The 21,996-nt window shown below is 50.9% G+C and carries 19 protein-coding genes and 1 CRISPR repeat array; of the genes, 8 read left to right on the top strand and 11 right to left on the bottom strand.

Annotated elements, in window-relative coordinates; genetic code table 11:
- Positions 1-4: 4 nt before the first annotated feature.
- The gene (locus ACSR9A_RS16235; protein WP_473758285.1) at positions 5-763 is read right to left on the bottom strand and encodes an ABC transporter permease; all 759 of its coding nucleotides are present in this window, start codon (positions 761-763) and stop codon (positions 5-7) included.
- The gene (locus ACSR9A_RS16230) at positions 760-1,677 is read right to left on the bottom strand and encodes an ABC transporter ATP-binding protein (protein ID WP_473758284.1); all 918 of its coding nucleotides are present in this window, start codon (positions 1,675-1,677) and stop codon (positions 760-762) included. Before ACSR9A_RS16230 ends, ACSR9A_RS16235 begins: the two co-directional genes overlap by 4 nt.
- A gap of 155 nt (positions 1,678-1,832) precedes the next feature.
- Here ACSR9A_RS16230 and ACSR9A_RS16225 point away from each other — a divergent pair, with 155 nt between their 5' ends.
- Together ACSR9A_RS16225 and ACSR9A_RS16220 are read left to right on the top strand one after the other, a co-directional pair.
- A complete protein-coding gene (locus ACSR9A_RS16225) occupies positions 1,833-2,546 on the top strand; it encodes a response regulator transcription factor (protein WP_473758283.1) in 714 nt (237 codons plus the stop codon).
- Positions 2,546-3,934 carry a sensor histidine kinase gene (locus tag ACSR9A_RS16220; RefSeq protein ID WP_473758282.1) on the top strand — a complete coding sequence of 463 codons (1,389 nt, stop codon included), beginning with the start codon at positions 2,546-2,548 and terminating at the stop codon, positions 3,932-3,934. The genes ACSR9A_RS16225 and ACSR9A_RS16220 overlap by 1 nt, the downstream gene beginning before the upstream one ends.
- A 90-nt stretch (positions 3,935-4,024) precedes the next feature.
- Here ACSR9A_RS16220 and ACSR9A_RS16215 read toward each other — a convergent pair whose 3' ends face one another.
- Both ACSR9A_RS16215 and ACSR9A_RS16210 read right to left on the bottom strand, forming a co-directional pair.
- Entirely contained in the window at positions 4,025-5,233 is a 1,209-nt protein-coding gene (locus ACSR9A_RS16215; protein ID WP_473758281.1) for a CynX/NimT family MFS transporter, read from the bottom strand.
- Entirely contained in the window at positions 5,230-5,922 is a 693-nt protein-coding gene (locus ACSR9A_RS16210; protein ID WP_473758280.1) for a FadR/GntR family transcriptional regulator, read from the bottom strand. The genes ACSR9A_RS16215 and ACSR9A_RS16210 overlap by 4 nt, the downstream gene beginning before the upstream one ends.
- 333 nt (positions 5,923-6,255) lie before the next feature.
- Here ACSR9A_RS16210 and ACSR9A_RS16205 point away from each other — a divergent pair, with 333 nt between their 5' ends.
- Together ACSR9A_RS16205 and ACSR9A_RS16200 are read left to right on the top strand one after the other, a co-directional pair.
- Positions 6,256-6,729, top strand: coding sequence for a DUF3450 domain-containing protein (locus ACSR9A_RS16205; RefSeq protein ID WP_473758279.1), 474 nt, complete (start codon positions 6,256-6,258; stop codon positions 6,727-6,729).
- A 3-nt stretch (positions 6,730-6,732) separates the two neighbouring features.
- Entirely contained in the window at positions 6,733-7,422 is a 690-nt protein-coding gene (locus ACSR9A_RS16200) for an AIM24 family protein (protein ID WP_338554803.1), read from the top strand.
- Positions 7,423-7,649: 227 nt separating this feature from the next.
- A CRISPR array of direct repeats spans positions 7,650-8,419; the repeat unit is 33 nt; unit sequence GTTTCAATCCACGCACTCCATACGGAGTGCGAC.
- A gap of 196 nt (positions 8,420-8,615) precedes the next feature.
- On the opposite strand, the gene ACSR9A_RS16195 is transcribed toward ACSR9A_RS16200, so the two are convergent.
- The 7 genes from ACSR9A_RS16195 to ACSR9A_RS16165 all read right to left on the bottom strand — a co-directional run bounded on the left by ACSR9A_RS16195 (position 8,616) and on the right by ACSR9A_RS16165 (position 17,024).
- Entirely contained in the window at positions 8,616-10,205 is a 1,590-nt protein-coding gene (locus ACSR9A_RS16195; protein WP_473758277.1) for a methyl-accepting chemotaxis protein, read from the bottom strand.
- Between the two features lie 75 nt (positions 10,206-10,280).
- On the bottom strand, positions 10,281-12,332 hold the full coding sequence (locus ACSR9A_RS16190; protein WP_473758275.1) for a chemotaxis protein CheW: 2,052 nt from the start codon (positions 12,330-12,332) through the stop codon (positions 10,281-10,283).
- A 72-nt stretch (positions 12,333-12,404) separates the two neighbouring features.
- Entirely contained in the window at positions 12,405-12,833 is a 429-nt protein-coding gene (locus tag ACSR9A_RS16185; protein WP_338554800.1) for a chemotaxis protein CheW, read from the bottom strand.
- 14 nt (positions 12,834-12,847) lie between these two features.
- Positions 12,848-13,918, bottom strand: a complete 1,071-nt coding sequence (locus ACSR9A_RS16180; protein WP_473758274.1) for a protein-glutamate methylesterase/protein-glutamine glutaminase — start codon at positions 13,916-13,918, stop codon at positions 12,848-12,850.
- A gap of 213 nt (positions 13,919-14,131) precedes the next feature.
- Positions 14,132-15,256, bottom strand: a complete 1,125-nt coding sequence (locus ACSR9A_RS16175; protein WP_473758272.1) for a response regulator — start codon at positions 15,254-15,256, stop codon at positions 14,132-14,134.
- 1 nt (position 15,257) lies between these two features.
- Positions 15,258-16,286, bottom strand: a complete 1,029-nt coding sequence (locus ACSR9A_RS16170; RefSeq protein ID WP_473758271.1) for a histidine kinase — start codon at positions 16,284-16,286, stop codon at positions 15,258-15,260.
- Between the two features lie 180 nt (positions 16,287-16,466).
- Entirely contained in the window at positions 16,467-17,024 is a 558-nt protein-coding gene (locus tag ACSR9A_RS16165; RefSeq protein WP_473758269.1) for a GbsR/MarR family transcriptional regulator, read from the bottom strand.
- Positions 17,025-17,322: 298 nt separating this feature from the next.
- On the opposite strand from ACSR9A_RS16165, the gene ACSR9A_RS16160 reads away from it, so the two are divergent.
- The 4 genes from ACSR9A_RS16160 to serS all read left to right on the top strand — a co-directional run bounded on the left by ACSR9A_RS16160 (position 17,323) and on the right by serS (position 21,910).
- Complete coding sequence (locus tag ACSR9A_RS16160) at positions 17,323-18,522, top strand: quaternary amine ABC transporter ATP-binding protein (protein WP_341281342.1); 1,200 nt, start codon at positions 17,323-17,325, stop codon at positions 18,520-18,522.
- Entirely contained in the window at positions 18,519-19,355 is an 837-nt protein-coding gene (locus ACSR9A_RS16155) for an ABC transporter permease (RefSeq protein ID WP_473758267.1), read from the top strand. The genes ACSR9A_RS16160 and ACSR9A_RS16155 overlap by 4 nt, the downstream gene beginning before the upstream one ends.
- 87 nt (positions 19,356-19,442) lie before the next feature.
- Positions 19,443-20,288, top strand: a complete 846-nt coding sequence (locus ACSR9A_RS16150; RefSeq protein ID WP_473758429.1) for a glycine betaine ABC transporter substrate-binding protein — start codon at positions 19,443-19,445, stop codon at positions 20,286-20,288.
- A gap of 296 nt (positions 20,289-20,584) precedes the next feature.
- Entirely contained in the window at positions 20,585-21,910 is a 1,326-nt protein-coding gene (gene serS, locus ACSR9A_RS16145; RefSeq protein ID WP_473758266.1) for a serine--tRNA ligase, read from the top strand.
- Positions 21,911-21,996 lie beyond the last annotated feature (86 nt).

The raw sequence follows: 21,996 nt of genomic DNA, 5'->3' as shown, positions 1-21,996 counted from the left end.
TCCTCTACACCTCCTGTCTGGATACATGCCATCGGCCTGCCCCATAGATCAACAACCCCAGGAATAGCAGCAGTCCCAGCATGGGAAGCCCTGCTCCTAAATCCCGCGCTATAAATTCAAGCTGATTATCCGTATAACTCTGGGCAACCGGACTAAGACCCGAGTAATACGACCAGATGAACAATGGCCTTATTGCACTTGGAAACAAATCAGCAGCCATGCCAATGAACCCGCCAAGCATGCCCAGACATAGCGCGAATGCCTGATTTTTAAGCGCCATAGATAACCACTGCTGCAGGGCAATGACGGCCAGATGGGCAGCCATCGTTCCAGCAAGCAAGCGTCCGAGCAGCATAATCGGCACCGCTTCCTCAAAACCGTTCATTTTGCCGAAGCCAATCAGCGCTAATATTTGCACAAAACAGGCAAGCAGCAAAATAAGGGCTACACAGCCATATTTGGCAGCATATAAGCTCTCCCGCTTGACAGACATGGACAGCAGCAGCTTCCACGTATTGCCCTTATGCTCCATATCACAAATACGCGATACGCAGATCGCTGCGAGAATAGGGGCAAACAGACCGTTCAAGGATGCTGTCATCGCAATAAGCGGCTCCCAGCTTGCCTGGTCAGGATTACGGGCGATGGACATGCTTGTTGCCAGAAACGCCCACCCCATTTCCACCCCAATCATCAGCAGTACCGTCATCCCGACGTATCTTCGGCGCAGCTTGTAGCATTCCAGCCAAATCGAGCGGATCATAAGCTGCGCTCCTTCCCTGTCAATTCGAGAAACAGGCTCTCCAAGCTTTTTTTATGCTCTTCTATGCGCAGCACATCAATATCTGCTGCAAGCAGTTCCCTGTTGATTCGCGCTACCTGAGCATCTGTCAGATGGCTTAATCGCAGGAAGCCATCCTGTAAAATCGGCGTAAAGCCTTGGGCAGCGAGCAGCGAATGCGCCATCGGATTTTGGCTCGTCTTAAAGGCAATTGTCGGCCGGCTTTCATTTCGCAGCTGATCCAGCTTGCCTTGGAACAGCATTTTGCCTTGATGGATAATGCCTACTGAGGTGGCGATCTGTTCGATTTCCGACAATAGATGGCTGGATATTAGCACAGTCATTCCTAATCGCTGCGGCAAAGATTTAATCAGCTCGCGGATTTCACCAATACCTGCCGGATCGAGCCCATTCGTCGGCTCATCCAGCACCAGCAGCTTAGGCGAAGCCAGCAGCGCCATCGCAATGCCTAAGCGCTGCTTCATGCCCAAGGAATACTGCGATACTATTTTATTTTGCTGCTGCTCCAGCCGGACAATTTTCAGTGCTTCTCGCACATGGCTGCCGGGCACATTCCGCAGCCGCTGGACGACGCGCATGTTTTCCAAGCCGGTCAGATGTCCGTAGTAGGAAGGGGATTCAATTAGGGAGCCCGTTTGGCTTAAAATAAGACGGCGGTGCTTGGCCAGCTCCTTGCCGAATACGGATACGCTGCCCTCTGTCGGCTGAGCGAGCCCTAGAATCATTTTTAAAGTCGTCGATTTCCCGGCTCCATTCGGTCCAAGAAAGCCATAAATCTCTCCCTCCTCCACCAATAAATCGAGCTTTTCCACCGAATAGCTGCTGCCGTATCGTTTGGACAGGCCGCGGGTAGATACAATCGCCTGCATCGTCATTCACTCCCATTTTGATATTGTCAATCAAGCATAACGATGCCGCCTTGCTGTAAACTGAAGCTAACCTTACGTCAGCCTTAAATCGGGCCGATGACGCCCTGTCACGCTCCAAAACCAGCAAAAGCAAGGTATACTGAAAATGGGTGATCAAAAATATGGAAGACTTAAAACATAAAAAACTGCTCATCGTCGATGACGAGAGCGATTTAAGGGAAATGGTCGAAGGTTTTTTACGCAAGGAAGGCTTTACCCGCATTTTTCAGGCGGCTACCTGCGCAGAGGCACTGCGTAACATAAGGGCGGCTAAGCCGGACCTTGTCATTATGGATATTATGCTGCCTGACGGGGACGGGTTCGCCCTGCTCAAGTCGCTGCGGCAGTTCTCAAGCGTTCCTGTGCTTTTTCTATCCGCTAGAGGAGAGGATGAGGATCGTTTGCTCGGTCTTGGGCTAGGCGCCGACGATTACATGGTGAAGCCTTTTTTGCCGCGTGAGCTGCTGCTGCGGTTGAGCGCGATTTTACGGCGAGTATATGCACCATTCCGTCAGGAGCAGCGCCCTATTTTTCAACTGGGCCCCCGTGTTATTGATTTGGAAAGCGGCATTGTGCGGACGTCCAGCGAGGACGTTTCTTTAACCGCTAAGGAGCTTGTTCTGCTAACCAAGTTTTATGAAAACCGGAACCGGATTGTGACCAATGATGCCCTTTGCCAAGCAGCCTGGAGCGATGATTATTATGGCTATGAAAATACATTAATGGTCCATATTCGCCGCATTCGCGAGAAAATAGAAGAGCTGCCCTCCAATCCCGAGCATCTGCTGACCGTTCGCGGCTTGGGGTACAAGCTGCTGGTCAAGGGGGATGAATAATGGGAGGCATCGTGCGTATTTTAAAGCGTTTTATTGGGGCGACGATGCTAATCTCGCTCTCTTTGCTTTTGCTTAACTTTTTGCTGCTGCTCATCTGGGTTAGTACAGGGACGGTCGAGGGGAGTTCGCCAGCTGCGCTTGTGCGGCATACGGCTGAAGGGCTGCAGACTGCGAATAATGGGTATGTTCTTGAGGCCGAAACGGCGGCACTGCTGGATGAGCAGCAGGTGTGGGCGATGTTAGTTGGCTCGGCGGGGCAGGTCTTGTGGGGACACAGCTTGCCCGAAGAGCTCCCTGTTCACTATAGCCTGACGGACGTCGCCAAGCTTTCCATGAGCTACCTGATGGATTATCCCGTATTTGTGTGGGAGCATGCAGATGGTCTTATCGTAATCGGTTATCCGAAGGACAGCCTTGTCAAATACCAGCATATACTGCCGACCGACTGGGTCAAAAATTTGCCGCTGCGCGCCCTGCTCCTTCTCATCGGGAACCTTGTGCTTGTGCTGATTGTCGCCCTGCTGATCGGTTCCCGGCTCCTGCTTTCCATCCGTCCGCTGACGCAGGGCATACAGGCGCTTGCCGCGGATCAGGAAGTGCAGCTTGAGCCCAAGGGAATGCTCGCTGACCTTGCCCAATCTGTCAACCATGCCTCATCGCTGCTGCATCAGAAAAATGCTTCGCTCAAAACCAGGGATGAAGCGCGATCCAACTGGATCGCTGGCATTTCCCATGATATTCGCACCCCGCTTTCCATGGTGCTCGGCTATGCCAGCGAGCTGGAGGAGCATCAAGGAATTCCTCCGTTGCAGCGAAAGCACGCAGGTATTATCCGCTATCAAGCAGAGAAACTGCGTACTTTAGTAAGTGACTTGAATCTGGTGTCCATGCTGGAATATGAAATGCAGCCGCTCACTCCGAAGGCTTTGCGGCTGGCAGCACTGACTCGCCAGGTGGCATCCGATATTATTAATGCCGGACTCGAGCCCAGCTTTACGCTCGAAATGGATGACATAAACGAAACTGCCCAAATATATGGGGACGAGCGCCTGCTGCTGCGTGCCATGACCAATCTCGTCCACAATGCGATCCGCCATAATCCACAGGGATGCGATATCAGGCTGGGAGTAGAGCTTGCAGACGACAAGCATACGTGCCGATTCATCGTATTAGACAATGGACGAGGCATCCCGCCGGAAGAGCTGGCCGATGTGCTGGAGCTGCCTTTTTCCGCAAATCGAAAATATGCCAGACCTTCTGGACATGGTCTCGGGCTGCCAATGGCTTTCCGAATAGCCAAAGCCCATCACGGACGGCTGGCGTTAACTAACGGGCCTGGAGCCGGACTCACCGCCGAGCTTGAGCTGCCTTGCTTGGAAGCGCGATAATCGGTTGTACCTGGCAGACGCTGCTCTGCCTATTTTTCTTCATCCATTCATTCACGGAGCTGTTTGGGTCTGTTTTTTCTTTCATTTGCCTTATACCGTACGATTTCTGGAGGCGCCGAGGCCGGACAGGAGCAGCAGAGCGCTGACGACAAGCAGCAGCAACAGCGGGGGCTTCCAGCTTGCCGTGATATCATGAAGCAAACCGAACAAGATCGGTCCGGTTGCCGCCAGCAAATAGCCAACCGATTGCGACATGCCGGACAGAGAAGCGGAATCGAAGGCATCTTTCGTTCGCAAGCTTAAAAAGATCATGGCCAAGCTGAACGCACATCCCCCGCCAATTCCGAGTAAAACGATCCATAACGAAATGAACGCATTTCCTCCGAAATAAAGACCTCCCAATGAAACAAACAACAGAACCGCCATGATGATGACCAGCAAACGTTGGTTCTTCATGCGTCCCGCCACGATCGGCACAATGAACGCTACGGGCAGCGCAGCCATCTGAAACAGCGACAGCAGCAAGCCGCCGCTGTCTTCATTCAAGCCCCGGCTTGACAGGATTTCAGGCATCCAAGCGATCAACACATAGAACAAGAGAGACTGCATCCCCATAAAAATCGTAACCATCCATGCCAGTGGCGATCGCCACAGACTTCGGCGCTTCGACGCACCGCTCGTCGCTGCCACGGCAGACGCCCGACTCGCCCGAGCTTGAGGCCACCAGAACAGCGCGGCCACCAGAACGAGTATGCCCCAAATGCCGAGCGCGCCATTCCAGCCGAAGCCGAGGTCGCGGGCGACCGGAATACTGACACCGGAAGCGATCGCCCCGCATAAATTCATTGACACGGAGTACACGCCGGTCATGAGGCCGACTTGATGAGTAAAATCCCGTTTGACCAAACTTGGAATGAGCACATTGCACACCGCAATCGCCAGCCCAATCAAAGCAGTACCTGCAAACAAAGAAGCAGTTGCGGTCAACGATCGGATCGCGATACCAACCATGAGTAAAACCAGCGCATAAAGCAGGGTCCGCTCCACGCCGAAGCGGCGTGCCAGAATGGGTGTGAACGGTGAGAGCAGCGCGAAAGCAAGCAACGGCAGTGAAGTGAGCAGACCTGCCGCAGCATTCGACAGTCCGAGGGCTTCGCGAATCGAACCGACCAATGGGCCTACCGACGTTAGCGGCGACCGCATGGTCAGTGCGATCAGGACGATGCCGAGTATGATCGGCCACCCCAACGATAACGACTTCTTCGCCATCATTGATTTCGTAGCGCTTGGTACGCTCATGGCCGCTCGCCTCCTTTGACCTCAAGAACAGCTTTCGATTCCGCAATATAACGGTGAACCGTTGCCACGGCACGATCCGCGTCTTGATCGACAATCGCTTCGACCAGCTGCCGGTGCATCTCCAAGAAATCCGCATCGGCTTCATAACGAGTCAAGCTTGTAATCGAATCTTGTGACGCGTCCGCGATATGGTTGTATAATTCAATCAAGATTTCGTTATGAGACGCCGCGATAATGCCTTGGTGAAGACGGATATCCTCCGTAACAATGGCATCCATGTCACCGCGTGCTGCCGCCCCCTCCCAGCGTTCCAGTTGGAGAAGAAGCTCGCGCGCCTCTTCGTCCGTTCTGCGCTGTGCAGCCAGATGGGCTCCCTCGCGCTCGAGTGCATGCCGGACTTCCAATGTGTGCAGCGTATCGGAGCGCATGATTCGTTTTTGCAGTACGACTCCCAGCGCGCTCGAAGAGCAGACGTACGTTCCATCCCCTTGCTTCGTCTTCAAGAGTCCCGCGTGGATCAACGCACGAATGGCTTCCCTCAATGTATTACGGCTAACATTCAACTCGATCATCAACTCCGGCTCGGCCGGAATACGCATCCCGACATCCCACTTACCGGATTCGATCTGTCCTTCCATTTGCAATGCGACTTGCTCGACCAGCGTCAGCCGATTTGTTTTCTGAAGCATACGTCAGTCCTCATTTCATCTATTTATCAAACATAGGATGTTTGGTTAATTGGTATTTTAGCATACTTATATCGCGGAAACAACTCCTTCCCTAAAAAACCAAGCTTCGATATATTGAAGTTTGGTTACACATCCTAGTAAAATTGTAATTCTATTATTTTCTACCGTTACCAATCCTCATTTAATGTCGTATAACTCTTTAGGTTGCTTTGCTGCCCGCATAGATGCTGTCGAAAAAAATCATTCTTTCGATAAACATGTCCAGCCAATCTAGCAAATGGGCAAAAAAGAAGCTACACTAAAGCTATCGCATTATCAGAGGAGGGATCAACGTTGCCAAAAGCGCCATTCCTTGTTTCTACTCTATTATTCATGTCCTTGCTATTTCTGCTATTTCCGCATCAGGTTGCCGAAGCAGGCATGTGGAGCAACATAAAGGGCATTTTCTCGGCCCCCGAAAAAATCGACGCGCTAGAGCAGCAATATATCGATGCCAAGCAGCAGCTTGATGCACAGAAGGAGCAGCTCACCGAGTCGCTGCAAAACGCAGAGCAATACGCAGCCAGGCAAGAGGAGCTCATGCAGCAGAACGAGCAGTTCCGCAAAACCAATGAGCAGCTAATGGAACAGAACAACGCGCTTATTCAAGAAATGGAGCAAATCAAGCAGAAGCAAGCCAGCTTTACGCAAAAGCTTATCAATACAGCACTCATCATTATGAGTTTGATTTTCGCCTATATTCTTTCCCTGCGCGTATGGCGCTATCTCGTTTGGCGCAAGCAGAAGCATGCCGGCAGAGGAGTGTAGTCGATGAAAGCAACCTCCCCCGCGCCGATTGGACATGTGAAGGTGACGCTTCAGGATGCGGACAAGCTCCATGTGCTCCATCCGGGAGCGATAATTGCTTACCAAGGCGCACCGCAGCAGCGCGAGGATCGTTTTATGAATTTGGCAGGCGTTTATCGTAAAAAGAAATGGGTGCGTGCCGTGCTAAGCGGCCCCTCCGAATTTATAATCGGCTTGCCGCCAGGCTGCTCGCTGGAGACGATCACGATTGGACCGGAAAGCGATTTGCTGTTCGACTACCGCCACGTGCTCTATTTCACAGACGGCATGCAGCTCAAAAGCGTCATTCAGAAAATGAAAAATGTATGGATCACCCGCGAGCTGGTGCGGATGCGCTTCTCCGGCCCCGGCGAGCTTGGCGTAATTACAAGCGGCGACATAGCGGTGCTGCAATTGGACAAGGAGCGCCCGCTTTTTGTAAATACCAGCTCGCTTGTCGCTTATCCCGCGAATGCGACCATCCAGCTTGCCGTTTATGGCAATCAGCTAGCAAGCCAGAATATGAACGTCCAGTGGAAAATAACTGGAAGCGGACCCGTCCTGATTCAGACAGGCTCGCATGGAAAAGATTTGGAGCATCCGCTGCAAAACGACGGCTTTTTCAAGCGATTGCTTCGTGAAGTGCTGCCATTCGGCAGCGTGTATATTAAGTAGTAAAAGGGCAAGACAAAAAACACCCGAAATCGCTGTTTTGGCGGATTTTCGGGTGTTTTTTGTGTTAAGGCGCTCTTCTTTTCAAGGATGGTGGAATTGCAAAGCTTCGATTGAAGAATTTGGAAGTATATGCAAATTAAAATAGTCATGAATTTTCCGCTTTCAATTCACTAACTTTGTACGGAGTGCAACTGGAGGTAAGCGTCCAACTCCTCCTGCGTTTGAGAGTTTCAATCCACGCATGCCATACGGAGTGCGACGAGGCGCATTAAAAGTCGTCCTTCGGAGGATCAGTGTTTCAATCCACGCACTCCATACGGAGTGCGACGTGTTATTCGTAGCTACTTCATTGGGTATAGATGTTTCAATCCACGCACTCCATACGGAGTGCGACCGGAAGCCGCTGGCTTGGGCGAGGAAGATTCGGATGTTTCAATCCACGCACTCCATACGGAGTGCGACTGCGGTGCGCGATGAAATCAAGGTTAAGCAAAGTGTTTCAATCCACGCACTCCATACGGAGTGCGACCTGTACGTCCTTAATCTGATCTCTCGGTAGCCATCGTTTCAATCCACGCACTCCATACGGAGTGCGACCCCTAAACCGTTTGACCTGGCGCCGATCTTTGCGTTTCAATCCACGCACTCCATACGGAGTGCGACTAACCATCCCACGACTGGCTTCCGTTTGGATTCATGTTTCAATCCACGCACTCCATACGGAGTGCGACTGTGGCGACAAAAGAAAGCGGAGCTACTACGTCGTTTCAATCCACGCACTCCATACGGAGTGCGACGAAGGCTATACTCCCACCTCCAAATACCATTATGTTTCAATCCACGCACTCCATACGGAGTGCGACGTCGCTGCTGGCTCTTCAGATGGTGCCGGTGAAGTTTCAATCCACGCACTCCATACGGAGTGCGACGCAACCGGCAGCTGCACTTTTAGCAATCAAAACACGTTTCAATCCACGCACTCCATACGGAGTGCGACAGCGAAAAAACAAGTGATTGATCCCATCATGGCATCAATCACTTCATTTTTCAATAAATATAATATTAAACAAATCTAGATCAAACCTTGACTTTTCTTAAAATAACTCAAATTCGACAAATTCCTACAATTTCTGAGGTGCGAATCCCCTAGGGTTTTTATGTGAGCTTCACATTCGCACCTGTTCCATCAATCATTATGCCGTTTTAAATATCGACACCGTATGCTGGAGATCATCCGCAAGCTGGGCCAGCGATTGTGCAGTCGCAGCGGATTCCTCACTGCTAGCTGCGGATTCCTCAGCAGCGGCGGAAACATTTTCAACCGTTGCTAATACGTTTGCCGCTTGGGCCGCCTGCTCTTCGCTTGCTGCCGCAATTTCGGATACGCGGTGGCCTGTATCGTTGACCATCTTCGTAATTCGCTCGAATGCTTCTCCCGTTTTCTCCGACAGCGTTGCGCTTTCCTCGACTGCATTTACGCTGCGCTTCGTATTTTGCTGCATGCCTTGAATGATGACCGTAATTTTCTTCGTCGCCTCGCCACTCCGCTCCGCCAGCTTGCGCACCTCATCGGCAACGACCGCAAAGCCTCGACCTTGCTCGCCTGCACGTGCCGCTTCAATAGCAGCATTCAGCGCCAGCAAATTCGTTTGATCGGCAATATCCTCAATGACCTCAATAATATCGCCAACCTGATGGGAATCCTGCTCCAGCTGGGACATTTGCTCGCGCACGCCATTCATGCTTTTCACCGAGTTGTCGATAATCGTACGGCCTTCTCTAGCAATTTTCATTGCGGAATCGGACAGCTCCGAAGCCTGCTCCGTGCTTTGCGCGACCGATTGAATCGCCATCGTCAGCTCGCTGAACAGCTCATGAATCGTCTGTGCCGCCGATGCCTGCGCCGTACTGCCACCTGCGATTTCCTGTGTCGCTGCCGAGATTTGCTCTGCTGCCGCAGCAACGCTGTGCGAGGATTCCACAATTCCGCTAACCGTTCCGTTCAAACGGTCAATCATATGGTTAAAGGAATTAGCAAGGTTGCCGACCTCGTCCTTCGTATGAATATCCGCCTTCTCGCGCAAATCGCCGTCCGCCACATTTCTTGCGAGCACAACGATACGACTAAGCGGCCTCGAAATCATGCGGGACAGCACAACTCCGAAAATAACGCTCAGTAAGAACGCCAGCACCACAATGACAATCGTAATCAACAATGCGCTGTTGTATGTTTGTTCCCCTTGCTGGTTTGCTGCATCCGCTTCACGAATCGAGAGCTCGATGCTATCCTCAAGCGTATTGAAAATAATATCACCCTGCGCTTTTAATTCGGTGCTGATCAAATTTTTAAACGAGGCATCCTGGCCAGCGGCATTGAGTTCAATCCCCCTGTTGTAAATGGCCAAATACGCTTTCCAATCCGTATCAAAGCTTTCGATGATCCTTTTAGCATCATCACTCATATTTGTTGCTTTATATTTTTCCACAGCCTTCTCAACTAGTACTGTCGTTTCCCTAATTGTAGCAAGCTCTGCCTGCTTCTGCTGCTCCGTATCATGCATATACAGGCTTCGAATTTGAACCCGCATGCGGGTATAGTTGACCTGTGCCTCATAAGCTTCTTTAACCGGAATCAAATTATTGAAATACATATCATCCTGGGACGCATTCATTTTGCCTAAATTGTAAATACCGAATAGACCCACGACACCTAAAATAATCGCAACAATCAGAAATGCGGATATTAATTTGACGCTGATTTTCAAGTTGTAGAACCAATTCATAACAAATACCCTCCCTATTCTATCTAATATTTGCTGTTGCTGCTTTGTTTCCTTACTGATCTAGCTAACGCTGTTCTAGCTGATGCCACTCGCTTTTTTCATAAGGCCGCCTATTTCCAAAATCAACGCAATGCGCCCGTTGCCCAATATCGTTGCTCCTGAAATGCCATCCACCTTGCCCACGTAGGAGCCCAGTGTTTTGATAACGACCTCTTGATTGCCAAGCAGCTGATCGACCGCAATAGCCAGCCGCTGCTCCGCTCTGCCGATCATCACGACCGGAATTTTTTCAGAGCCGCCCTCGGTGCGTGAATAGCCGAACATTTCATGCAGCCATACGAACGGGACAATCTGATTGCGAATTTTAATAACCGGTGAGCCTTTAATCATTTTGAGCGTGCTTGTATCGACTCGAATAATTTCCACGACGGCGCTCATGGGCAAAATAAACGTCTGGTCGCTCGCCTTGACGAGCAAGCCGGTTGTAATGGCAAGCGTCAGCGGCAGCCTTATCGTGAACTTCGTTCCCACGCCGACGGTCGTATCAATATCAATAATTCCGCCAAGCCTCTCGATATCCGTCCGCACGATATCCATGCCCACGCCTCTGCCCGATACATCGCTAAGCTGGGAAGCGGTCGAGAAGCCCGGGTGAAAAATCAGACGCAGCGCCTTATGCTCATCGAGCAGTGCCGCCTCCTCAACCGTAATGACCCCTTTAGCGACAGCGGATTTGCGCAGCTTGATCGTATCAATGCCCCCACCATCATCCTCGACGACGACGACAACCTGATTATCCTCATGCGCCGCGCTGATGCGGACGATTCCCTGCTCGGGCTTGCCGCTCTTCAGCCGCTCCTCCGGCATTTCAATGCCGTGGTCCACCGCATTGCGGATCAAATGAATCATCGGATCGCCGACCTCTTCAATAAGCGTGCGGTCAAGCTCCGTATCGCCGCCAACCATTTGCAGATCAACGTTTTTGTTCAGTGTTTGTGCCAAATCACGCACCATCCGCGGGAAGCGGCTGAACAGCTGCTCAATCGGCAGCATCCGCACTTTCAGCACATTTTCCTGCAGGCTGCCAATCAGCCTCGATAGATGGTCGCTAATTTCGCCGAGGTCATCCATCGTCTCCGAATATCCATGCGCTTGATGCAAGGTTTGAATGGCCTGCTTCAAGCGGGTTTGGTCGATGACCAGCTCTCCGAGCAAATCGAGCACATTTTCCAGCCGTTCCACGTTGACGCGAATCGTCTGCTGTTTCATTGAAGCTTTGGATTGCTGCGGCTTGTCTGCGGCTTCCTCCGCTCCGCCTCCAGCAAAACCGATCAGCATGTCCGCATTGTCCTGCTCTTGCTCTAAAGCTGCCGCTGTCTCAGCTTCCGGTTGTGACGGCTGCACGGCCTCCACCCTTACGCTATGCACATCCATCAGCCCAGCTACCGCCTGCTCAAGAACAAGTGGCTCCACCTCTTGAGTGGCAATCAGCCACCGCACTGCATGAATATCCTGATCATCCTGCACCAGCTTCATATTGGGCTCATTCCACAGCACCTCGCCAAACGCCCGCAAGGAAATATCAATAATGCTAATGCGAGCCAGCTTCATCATGCAGTCTTCGGTGAGCTTGACGGTTACCCTATATACGGTTTGACCGTTATGTATAAATTCTTGCAGCACCTGCTCCGCCTCTTCCGGCAAAGCATCACCTGCTGCTTCCTTTGCAGCAGCGACCGATTCCGTATTGGCTTTCGAGAACCGTTCCAGTTCCTTGATGACCGCTGAAGGGTCCGGCAGCAGTTCCTCGTGGATAATGCTGTTTTGCAAATCTTTAATAAAGTCGAGACATTGAAAAAATAAATTCGTCAATTCCCGTGACATCGCAAGCTCTTCATTACGCAGCATATCAAGTAGATGCTCCCATTCATGGGTCAGCTGCTTGAGCTCCATATAGCCCATTGCCGCAGAAGAGCCTTTAATCGTATGTGCCGCCCGGAAAAGCCGCTGAATGCCCTCGGAATGAGAGCCTTGCTTTTCCAAAGATAAAATCTCTTCTTCCATCGTCATGATCTGTTCCTCAAGCTCCTCGAGAAACACTTGCCTAAATTCCGAGTTATCGAACATATGGACCACCTCATAAGCGTTGACTTGAGAGCTGACTTGCTGCTTGAAATATGCCATGTGAAGCTAGAAGCATTAATCGCGCAGCAGCACCTCATCGATCTTTAATATGCCGACCAATTCTGACTCTGTAAGACCGATTCCTGTAAAATAGGCGCCGTTGATGCCGCCTACCCGCTCCGGTGGTGGCTGAATATCGTGAAACGTCGTTACCTTGTGCACCCGATCCACAATAATGCCGATCGACTCCTCCTGATGATGAACAACGACGATCCGCGTTGCTTTTGAGTACACATCCTCATCTAGTGAAAATAACGCTCGCAGGCTAATAACCGGAATAATTTTGCCGCGTAAATTAATGACTCCCTTCACATAAAACTGGCAATTCGGTATTTCGGTAATTTCCTGCATACGTATAATTTCATGAACTTCAGCTATACGTATGCCATAGCTTTCTTCCCCTACGCCAAACTGCACATACTGCATTTGCTCTACCCCCTGCATGATTTCACCCCCTTTCACATTTTGCCTCTGGTAACGTCCAGCAGCTTTCTGCCAATCTGCTCAATGGGCAGCACATAATCGACGGCCCCTCGATCAACTGCCGCTTTCGGCATGCCGTAAACGATACAGGTCTCCTTCGCTTCCGCTATCGTCGTTGCTGCTTGCCCTGCCTTCCTAGCTTGAAGCATTTGCTCTGCGCCATCGCTGCCCATGCCTGTCAGCAGCACGAGATGCCGCTTTAGCCGCTTAAGCTCCGCCACCGAGCGGAACAGCTCATCCACCGATGGGCGATGGAGCCCGGCAAGCGGCTTTTGATGAAGCTTAATGAAGTAACTGCCATCCTTCTCCTCCACATTCATGTGGCTGTCTCCGGGGGCGATGAACACCGTTCCATTCACAAGCTGCTGCTTATCCTTCGCCTCAACGACCTTCACAGCGCTAACTCCGTCCAGTCTTTGAGCTAACGAAGCGGTAAAGGTCGCCGGCATATGCTGCACGATGACGATGGGATGCTCAAAAGCAGCGGGCAAGCTTTTGAGCAGCACGGTAAGCGCTTGCGACCCTCCGGTAGAGGAGCCTACAGCTATAAGCTCACGGACGATAGATGCGGCCAAGGTTGTCTTTCTCAGCTGAGGCTGAGGCGTAGGCAGTGCCTGCGGCACGCCCGCGAGCTTCAGAAGCCGCTGAATCGGCGCTCCGGCTGCATTTTTTATTTTTTCACACAATTCTGACTTTACTTTATAAATATCGGCTGACAATTCTCCCGACGGCTTGGCGACAAAATCAACCGCTCCGCGCTGAAGCGCCATAATGGTCTCTTCCCCGCCAAATTTATGGAAGGAGCTGAGTATAATAACGGGGGTCGGCACACGTCGCATAATTTCCGAAAGGGCAGTAAGCCCATCCATTCCGGGCATTTCCACATCCATTGTAATGACATCTGGACGCAGGCGGAGAGCTTCAGCAATAGCTTCCTCCCCATTTCTCGCTTCTCCTACGACTTTAAGCTTCGGATCTTCTTCAATATATCGCTTGATTAAATGCCGCATAAAAGAAGAGTCATCTACCACGAGTATTCGATGCATCTTCCGTCCTCCCGATTTGCTGATTGCTGCGTCTTATTTCCTATACAATAACAAACGGCTCTGAATCATAACTGAATCTTTTGTCGATTTTTAGTGAATTTTAACGAATTTAATTAAAATGGATGGGTAAATCCTATCCTTTCTCTAATATTTTCAAAAACGCAAAAAAGCCACCTTTGTCTTAGGCAAAAGGCAGCTTCTTATGTTTTGATATTAGGTTGCCTGCATGAGCGACTCATATCGATCCACTAGCTCGGCATGCGGACAAGCTCCAAGCTCCCCAGCAGTACGCTTGCAAAACTGCTTAAATACAGTACTCGCCTTAACCCGATTACCGCCTCTCATATAGCAGCGGACGACGAGCCATAAAGCCCCCTCATCGTAAGGCTCCTTGTTTAAATATTCGAGCGCATAATCCGTTGCCACAAGAATATCTCCTTGATTCAGCAGTTCCTCGATCAGCCGCTCCAAAACTAAGCAGCCGATTAATCTATAGTGCTCTCGCAGCCGATAAACCCAGACGCTATGTATATCCGTCAACACTTCCGCCTTGTATAAATTCACCGCCTGGCGGAGTAAAAATACGTTGCCCCTATCGACCGCACGTTTTGCCAGCAGTTGAAATTCAAGCATATCGGTGGACATATGCTCGGCAGTCAAAATATACTTCTCCCGCAGTGATTTAATTCGAATCCGCCCGTCGAGCCCATTACGCTTCAACAGCTGGCGAAGTTGATAAACGCAGGTATGAATGTATGCCCTTGCCTTCGCATCTTCCATTCCAGGGAAAACATCATCTATAATTTTTTCCACGCGGCTTTCTCGGTTCATCCATAAATACGCGAACAGCTCCTTCGTTTTCAGCACCTTCCATTTGACGGGCCCTGCTGTCCCGTAAAGGTTCAGCTTGCCGAAGCATTGCACGTCGACTCTGTCTTTCTGCTGCACCGCCTCGGCGGCCATTTTATTCCTCCCGTTTCTACGTTGAAGCACGCGCTCCACCGTTCGCTGAAGCCGCTGCGGCGCTACTGGCTTCAATATATAATCCTCCACATTAAGCTCATAAGCCTGCAGCGCATGATTATCGAATGCCGTGACAAATACGGTAGCCGTCCCTGGGCAATTAGCGAGCATTTCCTCCGCGAATGTAAGACCAGAAATTTGCGGCATGTAAACGTCTACGAACACGACATCCGGCGGCTCGCGCTTGATAGCCGCAAGTCCCTCCACCGGATCATCATAAAGCTGAATGGAGCCGATTCCTTCACAGTTCGATAAATATTCCTTCATTTCCTCAAGCGCCCAATGCTCATCATCCACCACCGCAACGTTCAACATTTTAGTGCCCCCCCTGTGCTGGTATCAAAAAGGTAACGGTCGTGCCTCCGCTTTCGCGGCGTCTAATATGCAGTCCCGATCCAAAATGACGGAGTAGACGCTCGTTGGTATTCGCAAGCCCAATTCCCTGACGCAGCAGCTGCTGCCCGCTTGGCAAACGCCTGCCTGGCGGCTGCTTTCTAATGCGCATAAAACTTTCTAGCTGCTCCTCCGGAATACCGACTCCATCATCCTTAATAATGACGCGAATGCCCTCAGGAACGTTGAGCGTAATAATGTCAACTGTGCCGCCGATGAGCTTGGCTGTAATACCATGGCGAATCGCATTTTCCACTAGCGTCTGAATAATAAAGGGCGGCAGCTGAAACTGCGTTGCTCTGAGCTCGTAATTCACCTGCAGGCGACTGCCAAATCTCGCCTTCTCCAAGTCCAGATAGGCGTTAACGAGTGCAAGCTCAACCTTGAAAGACACAGCCTCCGCCTTATTCTCAAAATCAAAGCTGCTCCGCAAAAATTCACTTAGGCTGCGAAGCAGTCCCCTCGCTTCCTCCGCATTCCGCTTGCTGATGAAAATAATGGTTCCGATTGCATTAAATAAAAAATGCGGCTTAATCTTCGCGCGCAGCATCGCCAGCTCCGTCTCCACAAGCCCCGCCTCTGATTTTCTCAGCTGCAGGAGCATGCAGAGCTTTTGCGTAAGCTCTACAGCGGCGAAGGGCCGCAATAAATAATCATTCATCCCAGCTGTGTAGAGCCGCTCCAGTTGTTTTCTGGCTTTTATGTCCAGCAGTAAAATTATGTATAGCTCCTTGCTGCCGCTTGCCTCACGAATCGCGCGGCACGCGGCTTCAGTATCCTCTGTCAGAGAAGCATCAATCAGACATAGATCCGCCTCGCCGCCTTGCTTGAACCAGAGCAAAGCATCCTCCAGCCTGCTCTGGGCCGAGATTTGTATATTTTGTTCCGTAAAACCAGTTGTAATAATCGCTCTTTCGATTACGCGGTCATGAACGAGAAGCGCATGAAGCACTGCAAATCCCCCATTCCAAATTATAGTAGATAAGAACGTATAGTAACTATATCGGTTATAGAGGCATTTCTTTACACTACGTATTGCAGGTAGACGCAGAAAAGACCGGTTGCATTCAACCGGCCTTGCACGAAAGCTATGTTTTTTATACGAATGTTAGGTCGTGCGATATTCTGCTGTCTACTCTTCCTTCGGAATCAGCTTATAAATTTCTCCTGACTCAAAAGCATCAATGAGACGACCCAGCCACTTGTAATACGCGAGCGCTTCCTGAAGCTTCTGTCTATCGCTTGCGAGCACATCAAGAAAGGCTTCGGAATGCTCCGGATTTTCCTCCAGCTGTTCAATTTCCTTAAGAGAACGGGTTAGGGCAAGTACATTTTGCTCAGCAGCCTTCCTCCATTTAATAGAGAAAAAGTCCGTGAAGTTCTCATGCCAATCCGGCACCACTTCATACAAATCTTTGCGTGAGCCTTTGCCCCATACTTTATTGATCATTTTCAGATCGTATAATGTCCGCATTCCGGTGCTCATTGACGTTTTGCTCATTCCCATCGTAGCACTCATTTCGTCCAGCGTGACAGGCTCGCGGTTGAAATACATATTGCCATATAAATGCCCGATGGACAGCGTTATGCCATACAGATCCATGTTTTTGCCGATTGATTCAATGACGCGCCTTCGCGTCTTCAGCAGAAGCTGCTGCTGCTCTTCTGTTAATGCTGCAAGTTCATCCATGTCGTTCCTCCTGAGGAGTGGCGTGTCCCATTCATCCTACAACATGTATTGTAATCAAACGCCTAGGGTAATGTAAAGAAACATGTTGATATGAAAAAGGGAGTTATCAGGAGTATTCTGTACGAAAAGTTTGTAAAGTTATAACTGTACAAAGTATACAGGGGCTCACGCCTTTTGACCATTACATTGTTATCCAACTACACTTGTAAGCAGACGAACACTCGAAGCTTGGTGAAGGAGCGTTATGATAAAGCGTCCACCTCGCTTCCTGTGCCAAGGATCGTGGAGGGGGTACTACATGGCTATTATAGAAGCTAAAAAGCTGACCAAGATTTTCGGAGCGGACCCAAAAAAAGCAATACCGCTGCTGGATAAAGGCTGGTCAAAGGAAAAGATTTTAAAAGAAACAAAGCTGACTGTCGGCGTGAATCAAGCCAATTTTTCGATAGAGGCTGGACAAATATTTGTCATTATGGGCTTATCGGGCAGCGGCAAATCGACGCTCGTTCGCTTATTGAATCGCTTAATTGAGCCGACGGGCGGACAAGTGCTGTTCAATGGCAAGGATGTGCTCAAGATGACGGCGGAGCAGCTCAGGCAGTTTCGGCGCAAGCATGTCGGGATGGTGTTTCAGAAATTTGCGCTTTTCCCGCATCGCACGGTGCTGCAAAACATCGAATACGGCCTTGAAGTTCAGGGCATCAACAAGTCGAAGCGCCGGGAAATGGCGATTCAATCTTTAGAGCTTGTAGGCTTGAAAGGCTACGGCGACAGTTATCCCGAGCAGCTAAGCGGCGGGATGCAGCAGCGCGTAGGTCTTGCAAGAGGACTTGCCAGCGATCCCGAAGTGCTGCTGATGGATGAAGCGTTCAGTGCACTTGACCCACTTATCCGCAAGGATATGCAGGATGAGCTGCTGGAGCTCCAATCGAAGATGAAAAAAACGATCGTCTTCATTACTCATGATTTGAATGAAGCGCTGCGCATTGGCGACCAAATTGCCCTAATGAAGGATGGCAGCATCGTGCAAATTGGCTCACCGGAAGAAATTTTGATGCAGCCTGCCAATAAATATGTCGAGCGTTTCGTCGAAGACGTCGATTTGTCCAAGGTGCTCACCGCCTCCCATGTCATGGCGAAGGCCGAGACGATCACGAATGAGAGAGGACCTCGCGTTGCGCTCCAGCTCATGCGTGCCAGAAGCATTTCCAGCTTATATATGGTGGACAGGGAAATGCGCCTGCTTGGTGTCATTACGGCTGACGACGCTGCAAAGGCTTTGAAGGAAGGGCTGTCGCTTGAATCGCTTACCCAGCGTGATGTTCCAACCGTATCGCCCGATACGCTGCTCAATGAACTGTTCGAGCTGATGGGCAATGCGAGATTGCCCGTTGCTGTCATCGGTGAAAATGGACGATTAAAGGGCATCGTCATTAAAGGCGCAGTGCTTGCCGCACTCGCAGGCAATACCGAAATAGAGGCAGGTGTTAAAGCATGAATATACCCAAAATCCCTTTAGCAGATTGGATCGGGGCGCTGGAAACATGGCTTGATACCCATCTCAGTCCGCTTTTCAAGCTTATTAAAGTGGTCGTTGGCGAAACGGTTGGCGGATTAAATACCGCACTCGACTTTTTCCCTGCGATCGTGCTAATTATTCTTTTTACCGCAGCGGCTTGGTTTCTCGGCAAATGGCGCATGGCGCTGTTTACGTTTATCGGCCTGCTCATTATTGATAATCTCGGCTATTGGAGCCAGACGATGCAGACGCTGTCGCTCGTGCTGACGTCCGCCCTCATTTCAGTAGTGGTCGGTGTTCCAGTTGGCATTTTGTGCGCACGTAAAAATAGCATTCAAAATATCGTTACTCCGATTCTCGACTTCATGCAGACGATGCCGGCCTTCGTATACTTGCTGCCTGCCGTCTCCTTCTTCTCGCTTGGCGTCGTGCCTGGCGTCATCGCTTCGATTATTTTTGCGATTCCACCAACGATACGGATGACCAATCTTGGCATTCGCCAAGTTCCGGAAGAGCTGACGGAAGCGGCTGATGCCTTCGGTTCTACACCGTCGCAGAAGCTGATCAAGCTGCAATTGCCGATTGCGCTGCCGAGCATTATGGCGGGCATCAACCAGACGATTATGCTGTCGCTTTCGATGGTCGTTATCGCATCCATGATTGGCGCACAGGGCGTTGGCTCGTACGTATACCGTGCGGTGACGCAGGGCAACACCGGCGTTGGCTTTGAGGCGGGGATCGCCATCGTTATATTGGCGATCATCCTCGACCGCTTAACGCAAAATGCGATTCGCCGTACGAAAAAGGCGTAAACCACTATATGTGCTCTCCGCCTTTAAGGCGGATTAGCTGTTAGATCAATCGAACTATTTTCAGAAGGAGTGTTATTGTTGAAAAAAATGAAAATGCTAGTTGCTGCCGTTATGCTCGCTGTTCTAGTCGCCGGCTGTTCTTCCGCCGGAGGAAGCAAAGACATTACCCTGGCTTATGTCGCTTGGGATTCAGAAATTGCCAGCACCTATGTCGTAAAGGAAGTATTGGAGCAGAAGCTGGGCTATAAGGTTGAAATGCTGCAAGTAGATGCTGGACCGATGTGGGCTGGCATTTCCGACGGAAGCGCAGACGGAATCGTTGCCGCTTGGCTTCCAAGCACGCATGCCTCTTACGCTGACAAATATAAAGGACAATATGAGGATTTAGGCGCTAATCTTGAAGGCACCAAAACCGGACTTGTCGTTCCCTCTTATATGGACATCAAGAGCATCGAGGACTTGAATGATACAACGGGTCCCGAGCTCGACTACAAAATTATCGGCATTGAGCCCGGTGCCGGACTTATGATGGCGTCGGAGAAAGCAATGGATGAATACGGTCTGCGCGACAAATGGACGCTGCTTGAAAGCTCGTCCGCTGCGATGTCGCAGGAGCTTCAGAAGGCGTATGACAATAAAGAGCCAATCGTTGTTACGGGCTGGACACCACACTGGATGTTCGCCAAGATGGATCTGAAATATTTGGATGATCCGAAAAATGTATACGGCGGAGCGGAGCAAATTCATACGATTGTACGCAAAGGGCTGAAAGAGGATAAAGCGGAAGCTTACGCTTTCCTCGACAAGTTCAACTGGACGCCGGATGATATGGCGAAGGTCATGGTTGCTATTCAAGGCGGCGAAACGCCGGAAGCAGCGGCCAAGGCTTGGGTTGAAGGCAACGCCGCGCTGGTTGATGCTTGGTTGAAATAATTTAAAATGAAATAAATCAATCTTGCTTTCATCCGCAGCGCGCGCTATAATACATCTAATTTCATTACAACGACTTGCTGATGACGAGATTCCAACTCCGAGGCGTTCTCGTCAAGAGAGATGCATAGCGCTTCTCCTAAGTTAACCGGGCCCGCCCGTTATCGCGGAACCAAAGCGGATCGTTCGGCACTGCCGTCCGGTCAAGTTGGGTGGCACCGCGAGTTTAACGCTCCTCGTCCCAAAAGGATGAGGAGCGTTTTTGCGTTTTTATTTAAACGATGAAGGAGCGCGGTAACATGCTGGACATGAAATGGATTCGCGAAAACAAAGAGCTGGTGCAGCAAGCGGCGGAGCATAAGGGGCTGGATTTTAACGTCCAGCAGCTGCTTGAAGCGGATACTCGCAGACGCAAGCTGCAGCAGCAGGCGGACGAACTTAGGCAGGAGCGCAATGCGCATTCGCAGCGCATTGCAAAGCTGATGCAGAGCGCAAATGCGAGGCGGGAAAAGCAAGGGATAGAGCAGGAAAAAGAAACCGAGCAGGCCGAGCAATTGAAGCAAGCGGTAGCGAAAATTAATGAGCTGCTAAAGCCTTGCGAGGAGCAGCTGCTTGAAGCTGAGCAGCAATTCCGCCAGCTCATGCTGGAGGTGCCAAATCCGCCTTCGCCCGATACGCCCATTGGCAAGTCGGATGCGGACAATGTGGAAGTGCGCCGAATAGGCAGCCTTCCGGCTCCCGCTTTTGCGCTGCGGGATCATGTGGAGCTCGGCGAGCTGCACGGCATGATCGATATGAGTCGCGGTGTTCGGACAGCAGGCTCGCGCAGCTACTATTTGAAAGGCGCAGGTGCCCTGCTGCACCGCGCCGTACAGCAGCTCGCGCTCGACTATTTGCTGGAGCGCGGATTTACGCTGCTTGATGTGCCTCTGATGGTGAGAGAGGAAGCGATGTACAATACGGGTTATTTCCCCGCGGGCACAGATTCGGCTTACCGAATCGACGGCGAAAATCGCTGGCTGATCGGGACGTCGGAAGTGCCGCTAGTCGCCTATTACGAGAATGAAATCGTCGATGTTGCCGAGCCGATTCGGCTTACCGCAGCAACCACTTGCTTCCGCAGCGAGGTCGGCTCGGCCGGACGTGATGTGCGCGGCCTCTATCGCGTGCATCAATTTGCCAAGGTTGAGCAGGTCGTGCTTTGCGAGGCCGATCCTGACCGTTCGGAGGCGCTGCTCCACGAAATAACAGCGAATGCGGAACAGCTGCTGCAAATGCTGGAGCTACCCTATCGGGTTGTTGCGGTATGTACCGGCGATATGTCGCAAAAAAATGTTAAGCAGTTCGACATTGAAACGTGGATGCCAAGCAGGCAAGCATATGGCGAGACCCATTCGTCGTCGAATGTGCATGATTTTCAGGCGCGGCGCTCGAATATTCGCTATCGCGATGCAGAGGGCAAGCTACGCTACTGCCATACGCTTAACAATACGGCCGTCGCAACGCCGCGCATTCTTATCCCGCTGCTGGAAAATCATCAGCTGGAAGACGGATCGATCTATATTCCAGCAGCGCTGCGGCCCTACATGAACGGACTGGAAACACTGCAAGCTTCCTATATTTAAAAAAACAAGCGCTGCCTGAATGGCAGCGCTTGTCTCCTTTTATAGTTGAACAGCAGTCTGAAAGGCAGCGGGCAGCTTGCTAACTC

Source organism: Paenibacillus sp. R-74696 (genome assembly GCF_055814915.1).
This window is presented reverse-complemented; position numbering and strand designations above follow the sequence as displayed.

Excerpts from the sequence above, each read along its gene's own strand:
- ACSR9A_RS16235 (WP_473758285.1), bottom strand. The coding sequence starts at position 763 with ATGATCCGCTCGATTTGGCTGGAATGCTACAAGCTGCGCCGAAGATAC.
- ACSR9A_RS16230 (WP_473758284.1), bottom strand. The coding sequence starts at position 1,677 with ATGACGATGCAGGCGATTGTATCTACCCGCGGCCTGTCCAAACGATAC.
- ACSR9A_RS16225 (WP_473758283.1), top strand. The coding sequence starts at position 1,833 with ATGGAAGACTTAAAACATAAAAAACTGCTCATCGTCGATGACGAGAGC.
- ACSR9A_RS16220 (WP_473758282.1), top strand. The coding sequence starts at position 2,546 with ATGGGAGGCATCGTGCGTATTTTAAAGCGTTTTATTGGGGCGACGATG.
- ACSR9A_RS16215 (WP_473758281.1), bottom strand. The coding sequence starts at position 5,233 with ATGAGCGTACCAAGCGCTACGAAATCAATGATGGCGAAGAAGTCGTTA.
- ACSR9A_RS16210 (WP_473758280.1), bottom strand. The coding sequence starts at position 5,922 with ATGCTTCAGAAAACAAATCGGCTGACGCTGGTCGAGCAAGTCGCATTG.
- ACSR9A_RS16200 (WP_338554803.1), top strand. The coding sequence starts at position 6,733 with ATGAAAGCAACCTCCCCCGCGCCGATTGGACATGTGAAGGTGACGCTT.
- ACSR9A_RS16195 (WP_473758277.1), bottom strand. The coding sequence starts at position 10,205 with ATGAATTGGTTCTACAACTTGAAAATCAGCGTCAAATTAATATCCGCA.
- ACSR9A_RS16190 (WP_473758275.1), bottom strand. The coding sequence starts at position 12,332 with ATGTTCGATAACTCGGAATTTAGGCAAGTGTTTCTCGAGGAGCTTGAG.
- ACSR9A_RS16185 (WP_338554800.1), bottom strand. The coding sequence starts at position 12,833 with ATGCAGGGGGTAGAGCAAATGCAGTATGTGCAGTTTGGCGTAGGGGAA.
- ACSR9A_RS16180 (WP_473758274.1), bottom strand. The coding sequence starts at position 13,918 with ATGCATCGAATACTCGTGGTAGATGACTCTTCTTTTATGCGGCATTTA.
- ACSR9A_RS16175 (WP_473758272.1), bottom strand. The coding sequence starts at position 15,256 with ATGTTGAACGTTGCGGTGGTGGATGATGAGCATTGGGCGCTTGAGGAA.
- ACSR9A_RS16165 (WP_473758269.1), bottom strand. The coding sequence starts at position 17,024 with ATGGATGAACTTGCAGCATTAACAGAAGAGCAGCAGCAGCTTCTGCTG.
- ACSR9A_RS16160 (WP_341281342.1), top strand. The coding sequence starts at position 17,323 with ATGGCTATTATAGAAGCTAAAAAGCTGACCAAGATTTTCGGAGCGGAC.
- ACSR9A_RS16155 (WP_473758267.1), top strand. The coding sequence starts at position 18,519 with ATGAATATACCCAAAATCCCTTTAGCAGATTGGATCGGGGCGCTGGAA.
- ACSR9A_RS16150 (WP_473758429.1), top strand. The coding sequence starts at position 19,443 with ATGAAAATGCTAGTTGCTGCCGTTATGCTCGCTGTTCTAGTCGCCGGC.
- serS (WP_473758266.1), top strand. The coding sequence starts at position 20,585 with ATGCTGGACATGAAATGGATTCGCGAAAACAAAGAGCTGGTGCAGCAA.